Source organism: Streptococcus mitis (assembly GCF_001579045.1).
Taxonomy (GTDB): Bacteria; Bacillota; Bacilli; order Lactobacillales; family Streptococcaceae; genus Streptococcus; species Streptococcus mitis_D.
Genome location: NZ_KQ970261.1, coordinates 361,436 through 377,988, shown reverse-complemented (window position 1 = coordinate 377,988; position 16,553 = coordinate 361,436). Strand labels below are relative to the sequence as shown.

The 16,553-nt window shown below is 42.2% G+C and carries 15 protein-coding genes; 11 read left to right on the top strand and 4 right to left on the bottom strand.

Annotated features, from left to right (window positions below):
* Positions 1-3: 3 nt before the first annotated feature.
* Both SMIDD28_RS01755 and SMIDD28_RS01750 read left to right on the top strand, forming a co-directional pair.
* Positions 4-873, top strand: a complete 870-nt coding sequence (locus SMIDD28_RS01755; protein ID WP_061424253.1) for a helix-turn-helix domain-containing protein — start codon at positions 4-6, stop codon at positions 871-873.
* A 112-nt stretch (positions 874-985) separates the two neighbouring features.
* Positions 986-2,116: an ABC transporter ATP-binding protein gene (locus SMIDD28_RS01750; RefSeq protein ID WP_061424251.1), complete on the top strand. Its 1,131-nt coding sequence runs from the start codon at positions 986-988 to the stop codon at positions 2,114-2,116.
* A 199-nt stretch (positions 2,117-2,315) separates the two neighbouring features.
* On the opposite strand, the gene SMIDD28_RS01745 is transcribed toward SMIDD28_RS01750, so the two are convergent.
* Genes SMIDD28_RS01745 through SMIDD28_RS01730 form a run of 4 tightly spaced genes read right to left on the bottom strand, consistent with a single transcriptional unit; the run spans position 2,316 to position 5,238 of the window.
* Positions 2,316-2,975 (bottom strand): amino acid ABC transporter permease, encoded by a 660-nt coding sequence (locus SMIDD28_RS01745; protein ID WP_000443889.1) that lies wholly within the window; start codon positions 2,973-2,975, stop codon positions 2,316-2,318.
* 9 nt (positions 2,976-2,984) lie between these two features.
* A complete protein-coding gene (locus SMIDD28_RS01740) occupies positions 2,985-3,662 on the bottom strand; it encodes an amino acid ABC transporter permease (RefSeq protein ID WP_061424249.1) in 678 nt (225 codons plus the stop codon).
* 12 nt (positions 3,663-3,674) lie between these two features.
* Positions 3,675-4,469: a transporter substrate-binding domain-containing protein gene (locus SMIDD28_RS01735; RefSeq protein WP_081103177.1), complete on the bottom strand. Its 795-nt coding sequence runs from the start codon at positions 4,467-4,469 to the stop codon at positions 3,675-3,677.
* A gap of 10 nt (positions 4,470-4,479) precedes the next feature.
* Positions 4,480-5,238 carry an amino acid ABC transporter ATP-binding protein gene (locus SMIDD28_RS01730; RefSeq protein ID WP_061424247.1) on the bottom strand — a complete coding sequence of 253 codons (759 nt, stop codon included), beginning with the start codon at positions 5,236-5,238 and terminating at the stop codon, positions 4,480-4,482.
* A gap of 176 nt (positions 5,239-5,414) precedes the next feature.
* On the opposite strand from SMIDD28_RS01730, the gene recJ reads away from it, so the two are divergent.
* The 9 genes from recJ (at position 5,415) to SMIDD28_RS01690 (ending at position 16,552) form a co-directional block, all read left to right on the top strand.
* Positions 5,415-7,637, top strand: a complete 2,223-nt coding sequence (gene recJ / locus SMIDD28_RS01725) for a single-stranded-DNA-specific exonuclease RecJ (RefSeq protein WP_061424246.1) — start codon at positions 5,415-5,417, stop codon at positions 7,635-7,637.
* A gap of 107 nt (positions 7,638-7,744) precedes the next feature.
* Entirely contained in the window at positions 7,745-7,870 is a 126-nt protein-coding gene (locus SMIDD28_RS12380; protein ID WP_269139737.1) for a hypothetical protein, read from the top strand.
* Positions 7,871-7,964: 94 nt separating this feature from the next.
* Positions 7,965-9,626 carry a ribonuclease J gene (locus SMIDD28_RS01720; protein WP_000065626.1) on the top strand — a complete coding sequence of 554 codons (1,662 nt, stop codon included), beginning with the start codon at positions 7,965-7,967 and terminating at the stop codon, positions 9,624-9,626.
* Positions 9,627-9,693: 67 nt separating this feature from the next.
* Positions 9,694-10,473: an alpha/beta hydrolase gene (locus SMIDD28_RS01715; RefSeq protein ID WP_061424244.1), complete on the top strand. Its 780-nt coding sequence runs from the start codon at positions 9,694-9,696 to the stop codon at positions 10,471-10,473.
* 111 nt (positions 10,474-10,584) lie between these two features.
* Positions 10,585-11,805, top strand: coding sequence for a peptidoglycan bridge formation alanyltransferase MurM (locus tag SMIDD28_RS01710; RefSeq protein WP_061424243.1), 1,221 nt, complete (start codon positions 10,585-10,587; stop codon positions 11,803-11,805).
* Between the two features lie 4 nt (positions 11,806-11,809).
* Positions 11,810-13,042 (top strand): peptidoglycan bridge formation alanyltransferase MurN, encoded by a 1,233-nt coding sequence (gene murN / locus SMIDD28_RS01705; protein WP_061424241.1) that lies wholly within the window; start codon positions 11,810-11,812, stop codon positions 13,040-13,042.
* 78 nt (positions 13,043-13,120) lie between these two features.
* Positions 13,121-13,822 carry a M57 family metalloprotease gene (locus SMIDD28_RS01700; RefSeq protein ID WP_061424239.1) on the top strand — a complete coding sequence of 234 codons (702 nt, stop codon included), beginning with the start codon at positions 13,121-13,123 and terminating at the stop codon, positions 13,820-13,822.
* Between the two features lie 38 nt (positions 13,823-13,860).
* Positions 13,861-15,708, top strand: coding sequence for an excinuclease ABC subunit UvrC (gene uvrC / locus SMIDD28_RS01695; RefSeq protein ID WP_061424237.1), 1,848 nt, complete (start codon positions 13,861-13,863; stop codon positions 15,706-15,708).
* Positions 15,698-16,552 (top strand): metallophosphoesterase family protein, encoded by an 855-nt coding sequence (locus tag SMIDD28_RS01690; protein WP_061424235.1) that lies wholly within the window; start codon positions 15,698-15,700, stop codon positions 16,550-16,552. The genes uvrC and SMIDD28_RS01690 overlap by 11 nt, the downstream gene beginning before the upstream one ends.
* Position 16,553 lies beyond the last annotated feature (1 nt).

Sequence of the window (16,553 nt, the reverse complement as noted above, 5' to 3'; positions counted from 1 at the left end):
AACATGAGGGCAAAAGAACTACAAGACTGGTTTCCTGAAGCTCGGATTTCAGACCAACCAGTAGAGAAAGAGGGCTATCTCACCCTCCCTTTAGCTTCTCAGCAGTGGATTTTGCTGGAGGAAGCTGGGCTCAGCGAGCGTGAACAGCAGTTGGTTGCCCTTTTAACCCAGCGGGAGCAGGCTCGTTCGCTCAATCCTTGGTATTCCTATCTGGTTGAGGGCAAGGGACAGGCACCGAAAACTTTTAAAAAGATTCAGTTGGTTTATTGCCATCTTTCCTATTTTCAGCAGGAAAATCTAGCTTCTTGGCTAGATATGATGCGGACCCTATTTCCTAACTGTCAGACAGTGCTTCAAGTCGGAGTACAGGATTATGTCTTCGTGCTTCAACAAGACAAATACACTTCTGTAAGAGCTATTTTAAGTGATACGATTGAAGCGGTTGAGTATGACTTTGGATTGCGTCTATCTATCATGTTAGGACAGGTTTGGTCTCAGACGGGGCACCAAGCCCTATCCGATTTGATCAAATCGGAGCGCGATTTGTTTAAGACTTGGTGGCGTCAGGGTCACCAAGGTGTTCATACCTTTTCACAACTCTATCTTTGGAGTATGGGAGAAAGACTCGTGGACTTGAAGGCAATCAAGGAATGCCTGCACCAGATGATTTTGGACCAGGATCAGATTCAGGAAATCATTCTCTCCCTTTGGGAAAATAGTGCTGTTCTCACTAAAACAGCCCAGCAACTCTATCTGCACCGCAATTCTCTCCAATACAAGATTGATAAATGGGAAGAATTGACAGGGCTTCAGTTGAAGGAATTGACTGACCTGACCTTGTGTTATCAGTTGATTTTACCAGATATTCTCTAAAGTTTTGTGCAAGTTGCACAGAACTTTTTTGTTTTTTTGGTCATCTTGCCATAGAAATGTAAAGCGTTTTCATCTATAATAAAACTATCAAAAGACAAAAGGAGTTTACCTCATGGTAGAATTGAATCTTAAAAATATTTACAAAAAATATCCAAACAGCGAACACTACTCAGTTGAAGACTTCAACTTGGACATCAAAGACAAAGAATTTATCGTTTTCGTAGGTCCTTCAGGATGTGGTAAATCAACAACTCTTCGTATGATTGCTGGTCTTGAAGACATCACAGAAGGTACTGCATCTATCGATGGCGTGGTTGTCAACGACGTAGCTCCAAAAGACCGTGACATCGCCATGGTATTCCAAAACTACGCTCTTTACCCACACATGACTGTTTATGACAACATGGCTTTCGGTTTGAAATTGCGTAAATACAGCAAGGAAGACATCGACAAACGTGTGCAAGAAGCAGCTGCAATCCTTGGTTTGAAAGAATTCTTGGATCGTAAACCAGCTGACCTTTCAGGTGGTCAACGTCAACGTGTTGCCATGGGTCGTGCCATCGTCCGTGATGCAAAAGTATTCTTGATGGACGAACCTTTGTCAAACTTGGATGCCAAACTTCGTGTATCAATGCGTGCTGAAATCGCAAAAATCCACCGTCGTATCGGAGCTACAACTATCTACGTAACTCACGACCAAACAGAAGCGATGACACTTGCGGACCGTATCGTTATTATGTCAGCAACTAAGAACCCTGCTGGTACAGGTACTATCGGACGTGTTGAACAAATCGGTACTCCTCAAGAAGTTTACAAAAACCCAGTTAATAAATTTGTTGCAGGATTCATCGGAAGCCCAGCTATGAACTTCATCAATGTGAAATTGGTTGGTAGCGAAATTGTTTCTGACGGTTTCCGTTTGAAAGTGCCAGAAGGAGCATTGAAAGTTCTTCGTGAAAAAGGCTACGAAGGTAAAGAATTGATCTTCGGTATCCGTCCAGAAGACGTGAATGCAGAACCTGCTTTCCTTGAAACATTCCCAGACTGTGTTGTAAAAGCGACTATCTCTGTATCAGAATTGCTTGGTTCAGAATCTCACCTTTACTGCCAAGTTGGTAAAGATGAATTTGTTGCTAAAGTTGATGCTCGTGACTACTTGCAAACAGGTGCAACAGTTGAACTTGGATTTGACTTGAACAAAGCACACTTCTTCGATGTAGAAACTGAAAGAACAATTTACTAAGCAAATGAAACTCAAAACACTGCTAGAGGAATCTGGCAGTGTTTTTTTGAGATTGCGTAGAAAGACTCTCCAATTTAACTGGAGAGTGGCTGTTTATACTCAATGAAAATCAAAGAGCAAACTAGGAAGCTAGCCGCAGGCTGTACTTGAGTACGGCAAGGTGAAGCTGACGTGGTTTGAATTTGATTTTCGAAGAGTATTATTCTGCAGCTTGTTGCCAACGTTTGGCTAGCATATGTGACAGGCTAGAAATTGCTAGGTTAAAGCTGAAGTAGATGAGGGCAATCAGGATATAAAGACTGAAGACCTGCTCTGGTTCGAAATAACGGCCCATGAGAATTTGGCTAGCTCCAAAGAGTTCTTGTAGGGCGATAACAGAGTAGAGGAGGCTGGTATCCTTAATCACGGTTACAAACTGAGAAATGATGGCTGGCAACATTTTGCGAATGGCTTGTGGGAGAATGATGTGGTAGAGGATTTGGGCTGAAGTAAATCCTTGTGACATTCCTGCTTCGTACTGTCCCTTGTCTACGGCATTGAGACCGCCTCGAATAATCTCAGCTAGAGCTGCTGAGGTAAAGAGAGTGAAGGCAGTGATTCCTGCTGGAGTGGACTTCATCTTAAAAACTAAAAAGATAGTGAAAATCCAGAGGAGATTGGGAACGTTACGCACAAACTCGATATAAATGCTGGAGATAATGCGTAAGACAGGATTTTTCCCATTTCTCATGACAGCTAGTACCGTACCGATAAGGGTAGAGAGGACGATGGCAATCAGAGAAATGTAGAGGGTCAAGCCAAATCCTTTAAAGATAAAGACTAGGTTATCTGGGGTCAAAACTTCTAAAATGGATTCCATAGTAACCTCCTAAAGTGAATAGGCTTTTTTGTTGGCTTGCTCCATCTTGCGACCAAACTGGGCAACAGGAAAGCAAAGAGAAAAGTATAGTAGAGCAGCGCCTAAAAATGCTGGAATGTAGTTTCCGTTGAGGGCTGACCAAGACTTGGTCACAAACATCAAATCTACTCCAGAGATGATAGCGACTGTTGAGGTGTTCTTGATGAGGTTGACGATTTGGTTGGTCAAAGGAGGGAGAATGATACGAAAGGCCTGAGGCAAGATAATCAAGCGCATGGCACTGATATAGGTAAACCCTTGTGACAAGGCTGCCTCCATTTGACCGCTAGGAATAGACTGAATCCCTGAGCGAATAACCTCAGCGATATAGGCGCCGTGATAGAGTCCCACGCAGAGTACAGCTGTCCAATAAATTGGAATCATGATGATATGGTCACTGATAAGAGGTAGGCCATAAAAAACGATGACAAACTGCACCAAGAGGGGAGTGTTTTGGTAAAATTCAACAAAGATGCGAGATAAAATGCGCAAAATCGGACGTTTGCTGGTTGACATGGCTCCGAAGAAGATGCCCAAAACCATGGCTAGGATAAAGGATCCGATTGCTAGGGCAAGGGTGAAGAGGAAACCATTGAAAAATTGTCCAAAATCCTGAAAATAGGCAGTCCAAGATGATAAATCTGTCATGGGGTGTCCTCCTTATTCTGCGGAATGGCTAGATGGTTTGAGCTTGTAACGGTCATAAAGTTTCTGCAAACTACCATCCTTGCTCCATTTAGTGACCAAGTTATCAAGATAGTCGTTAAGCTCGGTATTTGATTTCTTGGTAACAATACCGTAGTCAGATGGCTTGAAACTATCATCTAGTAGTTCTGTTCGTTTACTGATATAGCCAGATAGAATCGAGCGGTCAACGGAAAAGGCATCGATACGATGAGCGTGTAGGGACGTAATCAATTCTGGGTAGGAACCAAGTTCGACGAATTTAAACTTCAGACCTTTCTTTTTACCCAGTTCAGTAATCAGGCGTTGGGTGATGGAACCTTGGGCGACTCCGATGGTTTTGCCGTTTAGGTCCTCAATCTTTTTGATTTTGGCAGATTTATTGACCAAAAAGCCAGAAGCATCTGTGTAGTAAGGGCTGGTAAAGTTGTAGAGTTTTTTGCGTTCGTCTGTGATGGTAAAGGTCGCGATATCCATATCGACCTGTTCATTGTCTAGGAGAGGTCCACGAGTTTGCGCGGTAACAGGCACATAGCGAACTTTGACCTTGAGCTCATCTGCTACCATTTTGGCCAAGTCCGTTTCGATACCAGAAAAGGTCCCTGTCTTGGGATTCTTATAACCAAAATTGGGAACGTCTTGTTTCACACCGACAACTAGCTCGCCTCTCTTTTGAATGTCTGCGACACTGGTGTCAGCCTGAACTGGTTTTGTAGCAGTAAGGCCCAAAAGGCTAATCAATAATGCTGATAAAAAGAATTTCTTTTTCATAGACGCCTCCTTATTTTACTTTGTCACTTTCGTGGTTGATGATTTTGCTGAGGAATTGTTGAGCACGAGGTTCGCTTGGATTGTCGAAAAAGTCATCAACATCTGTCGTATCCACCAAAACTTCTCCGTCAGCCATAAAGATGATGCGGTCAGCAACTTCACGGGCAAAGCCCATTTCATGGGTAACGACAATCATATTCATACCATCGTGGGCCAATTTTTGCATAACTGCCAGAACATCACCGATGGTTTCAGGGTCAAGGGCAGATGTTGGTTCATCGAAGAGGAGGAGTTCCGGATGCATAGCGAGTCCACGTGCAATGGCAACCCGTTGCTTTTGTCCACCAGACAGCATGGCTGGATATGAATCTTTCTTGTCCCACATATTTACAAATTCCAGATATTTTTGGGCTGTTTTTTCAGCTTCTTTTTTTTCAATTCCTAGAACTTTTATAGGTGCAAGTGTTACGTTTTCTAACACTGTTTTGTGCGGATAGAGGTTAAAATGTTGGAAAACCATGCCGACTTCCTTGCGAAGAGGTACCAAATCTTTCTGGCTGGCACCAGCAACTTGGCGACCATTTACTAGAAGGCTTCCCTTGTCGACAGCTTCCAAACCATTGATGGTGCGGATAAGAGTGGATTTTCCAGAACCAGATGGTCCGAGTAGGACAACGACTTGCCCTTTTTCAAAACGGAGATTGATGTCGCGGAGCGCGTGGTAGTCCCCGTAATATTTTTCGACGTGTTCAAATTCTACTAAAGCCATAAGGAATCTCCTTTGTGTTAGATTTTATAACACGATTCTACACCAAAAAATTTGTCTTGTCAAATCATATCTGAAAAAATTCACTAAAATTTTATAAAAAAGCAATCTGGATAGAGAAAAAGCCTAAATCATGTTATAATGAAGCGATAGAATTCTTAGAAAGAGTGGATGTCTTTTTGATAACACCTACTTATGAATGGCAGTTTGCCCCGCAGGTTGAAGATGCGGATTTTACAAAGATAGCCAAGAAGGCTGGGTTGGGTCCCGAAGTGGCTCGGTTATTGTTTGAGAGAGGGATTCAGGACCAAGAAAGTCTGAAGAAATTTTTAGAACCTTCTTTGGAGGACTTGCATGACCCTTATCTGCTCCATGATATGGACAAGGCAGTGGAACGGATTCGTCAGGCCATTGAAGAGGGGGAAAATATTCTCGTTTATGGAGACTACGATGCGGATGGTATGACTTCGGCTTCGATTGTGAAGGAAAGTTTGGAACAGCTTGGTGCTGAGTGCCGTGTTTACTTGCCCAATCGTTTTACTGATGGTTATGGACCTAATGCCAGTGTTTACAAATATTTTATCGAGCAAGAAGGAATTTCCTTGATTGTGACGGTGGATAATGGGGTTGCAGGTCACGAGGCTATTGAATTGGCTCAGTCTATGGGAGTGGATGTCATTGTGACTGACCACCATTCTATGCCTGAAACCCTGCCAGATGCCTATGCCATTGTCCATCCTGAACATCCGGATGCGAACTATCCTTTCAAATATTTGGCTGGTTGTGGAGTTGCTTTCAAGCTGGCTTGTGCCCTTTTAGAAGAAGTACAAGTGGAACTGCTTGATTTGGTCGCTATCGGAACTATTGCGGATATGGTGAGTCTGACGGATGAAAACCGTATTTTAGTTCAGTATGGTCTAGAAATGTTGGGGCACACTCAGCGCATTGGTCTACAAGAAATGATGGATATGGCTGGGATTGCCGCCAACGAAGTGACAGAAGAGACAGTTGGTTTCCAGATTGCCCCTCGTTTGAATGCCTTGGGACGTCTAGATGATCCTAATCCCGCTATTGATTTGTTGACTGGATTTGACGACGAGGAAGCTCACGAGATTGCCCTTATGATTCATCAGAAAAACGAAGAGCGCAAGGAAATCGTCCAGTCTATCTATGAAGAAGCTAAGACCATGGTGGACCCTGAGAAGAAGGTCCAAGTCTTGGCCAAGGAAGGCTGGAATCCTGGGGTTCTAGGAATCGTGGCTGGTCGTTTGTTGGAAGAATTGGGACAGACAGTTATTGTTCTTAATATAGAAGACGGTCGTGCTAAGGGCAGTGCTCGTAGTGTGGAAGCGGTCGATATTTTTGAGGCTCTGGATCCTCATCGAGACCTCTTCATCGCCTTTGGAGGTCATGCTGGCGCTGCAGGAATGACGCTGGAAGTTGAGAAACTTTCAGATTTATCTCAGGTTTTGGAAGATTATGTCCGTGAAAAAGGCGCAGATGCTGGTGGCAAGAATAAGTTAAACCTAGATGAAGAGTTGGATTTGGAGACTTTGAGTCTTGAAACAGTCAAGAACTTTGAGCGCTTGGCACCTTTTGGAATGGACAATCAGAAACCTGTCTTTTATATCAAGAATTTTCAGGTCGAAAGTGCCCGTACTATGGGGGCAGGCAATGCTCATCTCAAGTTGAAAATTTCCAAAGGTGAGGCGAGTTTTGAAGTGGTAGCCTTTGGACAAGGTAGATGGGCAACAGAATTTGCTCAAACCAAGAATCTAGAGCTGGCAGTCAAATTGTCTGTCAACCAATGGAATGGTCAAACTGCCCTCCAGTTGATGATGGTGGATGCGCGTGTGGAGGGTGTTCAACTCTTTAACATCCGTGGGAAGAATGCAGTCTTGCCAGAAGGGGTTCCAGTCTTGGATTTTGCTGGAGAAGTGCCAGATTTAGCGACTAGTGAAGCTGTTGTCGTAAAAACCATTCCTGAGGATATTACTCTGCTGAAGACCATTTTTCAGGAACAGAATTTTTCTGCTGTTTATTTCAAAAATGATATTGACAAGGCCTACTATCTGACAGGTTATGGGACTAGAGAGCAGTTTGCAAAATTGTACAAAACCATCTACCAGTTTCCAGAGTTTGATATTCGCTACAAGCTGAAGGATTTGGCGGCTTATCTCAATATCCAACGAATCTTGCTGGTCAAGATGATTCAAGTATTTGAAGAACTAGGCTTTGTGACGATCAAAGATGGGGTCATGACAGTCAATAAAGAGGCGCCAAAGCGGGAGATAGGAGAAAGTCAAATTTACCAAAATCTCAAGCAGACTGTCAAAGACCAAGAAATGATGGCGCTGGGTACTGTGCAAGAAATTTATGACTTTTTAATGAAAAAAGAATAGCAGATAGAAAAGAGTTGGGCAACCAGCTCTTTTTTGAAAACAAATCTTCATTTTGAAAATCATCAAAAAAATGGTATAATGGTAGGAAAAGATTCGGCTAATACTCAATGAAAATCAGAGAGCAAACTAGGAAGCTAGCCGCAGGTTGCTCAAAGCACTGCTTTGAGGTTGTAGATAAGACTGACGAAGTCAGTCACATATATATAATCCAAGTCGAAGCTGACGTGGTTTGAATCTGATTTTCGAAGAGTATAAAAGTAATAGTGCTTTTAGAATAAGAGGGTAAGCAACCCTATAATCAAGATAAACTAAGATTTTGGAGGAAAAATGAGTAATATTAGTTTAACAACACTTGGTGGTGTACGTGAAAATGGGAAAAATATGTACATTGCTGAAATTGGAGAGTCCATTTTTGTTTTGAATGCAGGGTTAAAATATCCCGAAAATGAACAATTAGGGGTCGATGTGGTGATTCCAAAGATGGACTACCTTTTTGAAAATAAAGATCGAATTGCTGGGGTATTTTTAACTCACGGACATGCAGATGCTATTGGTGCTCTGCCTTATCTCTTGGCTGAAGCCAAGGTACCTGTATTTGGCTCTGAGTTGACCATTGAGTTGGCAAAACTCTTTGTCAAAGGAAATGACGCAGTCAAGAAATTTAATGATTTTCATGTTATTGATGAAGATACGGAGATTGATTTTGGTGGGACAGTGGTTTCCTTCTTCCCTACGACTTACTCCGTTCCAGAGAGCCTGGGAATTGTCTTGAAGACAGCTGAAGGGAGCATCGTTTATACAGGTGACTTCAAATTTGACCAGACAGCTAGTGAATCCTATGCGACAGACTTCGCTCGTTTGGCAGAAATCGGTCGTGACGGCGTCCTGGCTCTCCTCAGTGATTCGGCCAATGCGGACAGCAATATTCAGGTGGCTAGTGAAAGTGAAGTTAGAGATGAAATTACCCAAACCATTGCTGACTGGGAAGGTCGTATCATCGTTGCAGCTGTTTCCAGTAACCTTTCTCGTATCCAGCAGATTTTTGACGCTGCGGATAAAACAGGTCGACGTATCGTCTTGACAGGATTTGATATTGAAAATATCGTCCGCACAGCGATTCGTCTCAAGAAGTTGTCTTTAGCCAACGAAATTCTCTTGATTAAGCCGAAAGATATGTCTCGCTTTGAAGACCATGAGTTGATTATTCTTGAGACAGGTCGTATGGGTGAACCTATCAATGGACTTCGTAAGATGTCGATTGGTCGCCATCGTTATGTAGAAATCAAGGATGGGGACCTGGTCTATATTGCTACGGCTCCGTCTATTGCTAAAGAAGCCTTCGTTGCGCGTGTGGAAAATATGATTTATCAGGCAGGAGGGGTTGTCAAATTGATTACCCAAAGTTTACATGTATCAGGGCACGGAAATGCGCGTGATTTGCAGTTGATGATCAATCTCTTGCAACCTAAGTATCTCTTCCCGATTCAAGGTGAATACCGTGAGTTGGATGCCCATGCTAAGGCTGCTATGGCAGTTGGGATGTTGCCAGAACGCATTTTCATCCCTAAAAAGGGAACCAGCATGGCTTATGAGAATGGGGACTTTGTTCCAGCTGGAGCGGTTTCGGCAGGGGATGTCTTGATTGACGGAAATGCCATCGGTGATGTTGGTAATGTAGTCCTTCGTGACCGTAAGGTCTTGTCAGAGGATGGCATTTTCATCGTTGCAATCACCGTTAACCGTCGTGAGAAGAAAATTGTGGCCAAGGCTCGTGTGCACACGCGTGGATTTGTTTATCTCAAGAAGAGTCGCGATATTCTCCGTGAAAGTTCAGAATTGATTAACCAAACGGTAGAAGACTATCTTCAAGGAGATGACTTTGACTGGGCAGATCTCAAAGGGAAGGTTCGTGATAATCTGACCAAGTATCTCTTTGATCAAACTAAGCGTCGTCCAGCTATTTTACCAGTAGTCATGGAAGCAAAATAATTGTTGAAATAAATAGAGAGAAAGTCAAATTTCGGCTTTTTCTTATAGAAAAATAGAGGAAAAAATTATGGCAGTAATGAAAATCGAGTATTACTCACAAGTCTTGGATATGGAGTGGGGAGTGAATGTTCTTTACCCAGATGCCACTCGAGTGGAAGAACCAGAGTGTAAAGACATTCCCGTCTTGTACCTCTTGCACGGGATGTCTGGCAATCATAATAGTTGGCTCAAGCGGACCAATGTAGAACGCTTGCTTCGGGGGACTAATCTCATCGTTGTCATGCCCAATACCAGCAATGGTTGGTATACCGATACCCAGTATGGTTTTGACTATTACACAGCTCTAGCAGAGGAATTGCCACAGGTTCTGAAACGATTCTTCCCTAATATGACTAGTAAGCGTGAAAAGACCTTTATCGCTGGCCTCTCTATGGGAGGCTACGGCTGCTTTAAACTGGCTCTTGCTACAAATCGTTTTTCTCACGCAGCTAGTTTTTCAGGCGCCCTTAGTTTTCAAGATTTTTCTCCCGAAAGCCAAGATTTGGGAACACCAGCTTATTGGAGAGGCGTGTTTGGGGAAATTAAAGATTGGACAGCTAGTCCTTATTCTCTTGAAAGTTTGGCTAAAAAATCGGATAAAAAGACCAAGCTGTGGGCTTGGTGTGGCGAGCAGGATTTCTTGTATAAAGCCAATAATCTCGCAGTGAAAAACCTCAAAAAGCTGGGCTTTGATGTGACCTATAGCCATAGTGCTGGAAATCACGAATGGTATTACTGGGAAAAACAATTGGAACGGTTTCTAGCAACCCTACCGATTGATTTCAAATTAGAAGAGAGATTGACTTAGTTTGAACTTCAGTATAGGGGGAGTAGAACTAAAATAAAATATGTTTTCACTAGACTTTTTAAACGAAAGTAGTAGAATAGTAATAAGATACTGGAGGAAAGAGAGTAGGAAATGTACCGTTATCAAATTGGCATTCCCGCATTAGAATATGATCAGTTTGTCAAAGACCATGAATTAGCCAATGTATTACAAAGTAGTGCTTGGGAAGAAGTTAAGTCTGACTGGGAACATGAGAAGTTTGGTGTTTACAGGGAAGAAAAATTACTGGCGACAGCTAGTATTTTGATTAGAACTCTTCCGCTAGGCTATAAAATGTTTTACATCCCAAGAGGACCTATATTGGATTATGGGGATACAGAACTCTTGAATTTTGTCATTCAGTCTATTAAGTCCTATGCTCGTAGCAAGAGAGCGGTTTTTGTGACTTTTGATCCAAGTATTTGCCTATCTCAAAGTTTAATCAATCAGGAAAAAACAGAATTTCCTGAAAATCTGGCTATTATTGATAGTTTGCAACAAATGGGAGTAAGGTGGTCAGGAAAAACAGAGGAAATGGGAGACACCATTCAACCTCGTATTCAGGCGAAAATATACAAGGAAAATTTTGAAGAAGATAAACTTTCCAAGTCAACAAAACAGGCTATTCGAACAGCACGGAATAAGGGGGTAGAGATTCAATTTGGTGGAACTGAATTATTGGAGTCTTTTTCCTTTTTGATGAAAAAAACCGAGAAGCGGAAAGAGATTCATTTGAGGAATGAAGCCTATTATAAAAAGTTATTAGATAATTTTAAGGACAAGGCCTATATCACCTTGGCAACCTTGGATGTCTCTAAACGTTCGCAAGAATTAGAAGAACAGTTAGCGAAAAACAGAGCCTTGGAAAAGACCTTTACTGAGTCGACTCGAACTTCAAAAGTAGAAGCGCAGAAGAAGGAAAAAGAACGTTTAGAAGAGGAAATAGATTTCTTGCAGGGATATATGAATATGGGAAAATCAAACATTCCGTTAGCGGCTACTTTGAGTTTGGAATTTGGTACTACCTCTGTCAATCTATATGCTGGTATGGATGATGATTTTAAACGTTACAATGCACCAATTTTAACTTGGTATGAAACGACTCGCTATGCCTTTGAGCGAGGTATGGTCTGGCAAAATTTAGGTGGTGTTGAAAACTCTCTCAATGGTGGACTGTATCATTTTAAGGAAAAATTTAATCCAACGATTGAAGAATACTTGGGTGAATTTACAATGCCTACCCATCCTCTCTATCCTCTGTTAAGACTTGCTCTTGATTTCCGTAAAACATTAAGAAAAAAACATAGAAAGTAAGTATATGGCACTAATTACACTCACGAAAGAAGAGTTTCAGGCTTATTCTGATCAGGTTTCTTCTCGTTCCTTTATGCAATCTGTCCAGATGGGGGATTTGCTAGAAAAAAGAGGGGCTCGAATTGTTTATCTTGCTTTGAAACAAGAAGGAGAAATTCAAGTTGCAGCTCTGGTTTATAGCTTACCCATGCTGGGTGGTCTGCATATGGAGATCAATTCGGGGCCGATTTATACCCAACAAGATGCTCTTCCAGTTTTTTATGAAGAGTTAAAAGAATATGCCAAGCAAAATGGTGTATTAGAGTTGCTTGTAAAACCTTATGAAACTTATCAAACTTTTGATAGCCAAGGTAATCCAATAGATACTGAGAAAAAAAGTATGATTCAAGGTTTAACTGATTTAGGTTATCAATTTGATGGATTGACAAGAGGTTATCCAGGTGGAGAACCAGATTGGTTATACTATAAAGATTTGACTGAATTAACTGAAAAGAATTTGCTTAAAAGTTTTAGTAAAAAGGGTAAACCCTTGGTGAAAAAGGCTGAAACTTTTGGCATTCGGTTGAAAAAGTTAAAACGTGAAGAACTATCGATTTTTAAGAATATCACAAAAGAGACCTCTGAACGTAGAGAATATAGTGATAAAAGTTTAGAATATTATGAGCATTTTTATGATGCTTTTGGAGAACAAGCGGAGTTTCTCATAGCAAGCTTGAATTTTTCGGACTATATGAGCAAATTGCAAGGTGAACAAAGTAAACTAGAAGAAATCTTGGACAAGTTGCGACTTGATTTGAGTAAAAATCCTCATTCTGAGAAAAAACAAAATCAACTGAGAGAATATTCTAGTCAATTTGAAACGTTTGAAGTTCGCAAAGCAGAAGCGCGAGACTTGATTGAAAAATATGGAGAAGAAGATATTGTTTTAGCCGGGAGTTTATTTGTTTATATGCCTCAGGAAACGACTTACCTCTTTAGTGGTTCCTACACTGAATTTAATAAGTTCTATGCCCCTGCACTGCTTCAAAAATATGTTATGTTGGAAAGTATAGAACGTGGAATACCTAAATACAACTTCCTAGGCATTCAAGGGATTTTTGATGGTAGTGATGGTGTTTTGCGTTTTAAACAAAATTTTAATGGCTATATTGTACGTAAAGCAGGAACTTTCCGTTATCATCCATCGCCTTTAAAATACAAAGCTATTCAGTTATTCAAAAAAATATTAGGACGATAAGATGAAAAAGCCAGTATTTAGCTTTCTTTCAGCTTGTTTTAGTAAAATAAAGTTTATTTGCTAGAAAGGTGGAGAGACATGCGCTGGATTTTTCGTTTGATAGGGGCTTTCTTTTCTTTTGTGTGGCGTTTGTTTTGGCGCCTGGTTTGGATAGTTGTGCTCTTATGTGCGCTTGCTTTCGGTCTTCTCTGGTATCTGAACGGGGATTTTCAAGGAGCGCTAAAGCAAGCAGAACGGTCAGTTAAGATTGGTCAACAAAGTATCGACCAATGGGAAAGAACAGGGCAACTGCCTAAGTTGAACCAGACAGATAGCCACCAGCATTCTGAAGGAAGATGGCCACAGGCTTCTGCTCGTATTTACTTGGATCCGCAGATGGATTCACGCTTTCAAGAAGCTTATGTAGAAGCAATCCAGAACTGGAATCAAACTGGTGCTTTTAACTTTAAACTTGTGACTGAGTCCAGCAAGGCGGATATCTTGGCTACGGAGATGAATGACGGAAGCACTCCTGTGGCAGGAGAGGCGGAAAGTCAGACCAATCTCTTAACGGGGCAATTCTTGTTTGTCACGGTGCGGTTGAATCACTACTATCTGTCCAATCCTGACTATGGCTATTCATATGAGCGCCTTGTCCATACGGCAGAACATGAGTTGGGGCATGCGATTGGCTTGGACCATACAGATGAGAAGTCTGTGATGCAACCTGCAGGTTCTTTTTATGGTATCCAGGAAGAGGATGTTGCAAACCTTCGAAAAATATATGAGACTAGTGAGTAAGGACCAATCTTTCCCTACTTTTTTGCTATAATGGAACTATGAACAACTTGATTAAATCAAAACTAGAGCTCTTGCCGACCAGCCCTGGTTGCTACATTCACAAGGATAAAAACGGCACCATTATCTATGTAGGAAAGGCTAAAAATCTGCGTAACCGCGTGCGGTCCTATTTCCGTGGAAGTCATGATACCAAGACGGAAGCTCTGGTGTCTGAAATTGTGGATTTTGAATTTATCGTTACGGAGTCCAATATTGAGGCACTTCTCCTAGAAATCAACCTGATCAAGGAAAACAAGCCCAAGTACAATATCATGCTCAAGGACGATAAGTCCTATCCTTTCATCAAAATCACCAATGAGCGCTATCCTCGCTTGATTATCACTCGTCAGGTCAAGAAGGACGGAGGTCTCTACTTTGGACCTTATCCAGATGTGGGGGCGGCCAATGAAATCAAGCGACTACTGGATCGGATTTTCCCTTTTCGCAAGTGCACCAATCCACCGTCTAAGGTCTGTTTTTACTACCATATCGGCCAATGTATGGCTCACACCATCTGTAAGAAGGATGAGGCCTACTTCAAGTCCATGGCCCAGGAGGTTTCTGATTTCCTAAAAGGGCAGGATGACAAAATCATTGATGATCTCAAGGGAAAAATGGTAGCGGCAGCTCAGACTATGGAATTTGAACGTGCGGCGGAATACCGTGACCTAATTCAGGCCATTGGAACGCTTCGAACCAAGCAACGGGTTATGGCCAAGGATCTCCAAAATCGCGATGTCTTTGGCTACTATGTGGACAAGGGCTGGATGTGTGTTCAGGTTTTCTTTGTTCGTCAGGGTAAGCTCATTGAGCGCGATGTCAATCTTTTTCCCTACTACAACGATCCGGATGAGGATTTCTTGACCTATGTAGGACAATTTTATCAAGAAAAATCCCATCTAGTTCCCAATGAGGTGCTGATTCCGCAGGATATTGACGAAGAAGCTGTCAAGGCTTTGGTAGACACCAAGATTCTTAAGCCCCAGCGTGGTGAGAAAAAACAACTGGTCAATCTAGCCATAAAAAATGCTCGTGTTAGTCTGGAGCAGAAGTTCAATCTGCTAGAGAAATCTGTCGAAAAGACCCAAGGTGCTATTGAAAATCTAGGACGCTTGCTCCAAATCCCAACCCCAGTTCGTATCGAATCTTTCGATAACTCCAACATCATGGGGACCAGTCCTGTTTCAGCCATGGTGGTCTTTGTCAACGGCAAACCAAGTAAGAAGGATTATCGTAAGTATAAAATCAAGACTGTCGTTGGACCAGACGATTATGCCAGTATGCGAGAAGTCATTCGTAGGCGCTATGGTCGAGTACAGCGTGACGGTTTGACTCCTCCAGATTTGATTGTCATTGATGGAGGACAAGGTCAAGTCAATATCGCCAAGCAAGTCATCCAAGAGGAGCTGGGCTTGGATATTCCAATTGCAGGTCTGCAAAAAAATGACAAGCACCAAACCCATGAATTGCTCTTTGGAGATCCGCTTGAGGTGGTGGAGTTGTCTCGCAATTCTCAGGAATTTTTCCTCCTCCAACGCATTCAGGATGAGGTGCACCGCTTTGCCATTACTTTCCACCGCCAACTGCGCTCCAAAAATTCCTTTTCATCACAACTGGATGGAATTGACGGTCTGGGACCTAAACGCAAGCAAAATCTTATGAAGCATTTCAAGTCTCTGACAAAAATCAAGGAAGCCAGTGTGGATGAGATTGTCGAAGTTGGTGTGCCTAGAGCGGTCGCAGAAGCTGTGCAGAGGAAGTTGAACCCGCAGGAAGAAGTGGAATTGGCTCAGGTAGCGGAAGAAAGAGTAGATTATCAAACGGAAGGAAACCACAATGAACCATAAAATCGCAATTTTATCAGATATTCATGGCAATGCGACGGCGCTAGAAGCAGTGATTGCAGATGCTAAAAATCAAGGAGTCAGTGAATACTGGCTTCTGGGAGATATTTTTCTTCCTGGTCCAGGCGCAAATGACTTAGTCGCCCTGCTAAAGGACCTTCCTATCACAGCAAGTGTTCGAGGCAATTGGGATGATCGTGTCCTTGAGGTCTTGGATGGCGAATATGGTTTGGAAGATCCGAAAGAAATTCAGTCAATGCGCATGACCCAGTTTTTGATGGAGCGAATGGATCCTGCAACGATTGTCTGGCTACGAAGCTTGCCTTTGCTGGAAAAGAAAGAAGTTGAGGGGCTGCGCTTTTCTATCTCTCATAATTTACCTGACAAAAACTATGGTGGGGATCTACTGGTTGGGAATAATACAGATAAATTTGACCAACTGCTAGATGCGGAAACCGACGTGGCAGTCTATGGTCATGTCCACAAGCAGTTGCTTCGTTACGGCAGTCAAGGGCAACAAATCATCAATCCAGGGTCGATTGGCATGCCCTATTTTAATTGGGATGCGTTAAAAAATCACCGTGCCCAGTATGCCGTGATAGAAGTTGAAGATGGGGAATTGGTAAATATCCTATTTCGTAAAGTCGCTTATGATTATGAAGCGGAGTTGGAATTGGCTAAATCCAAGGGACTTCCCTTTATCGAAATGTATGAAGAACTGCGTCGTGACGATAACTATCAGGGGCACAATCTGGAACTCTTAGCCAGCTTAATAGAAAAGCATGGGTATGTAGAGGATGTGAAAGATTTCTTGGAGATTATAAAGTCAGAATATAAGATAGACTAGT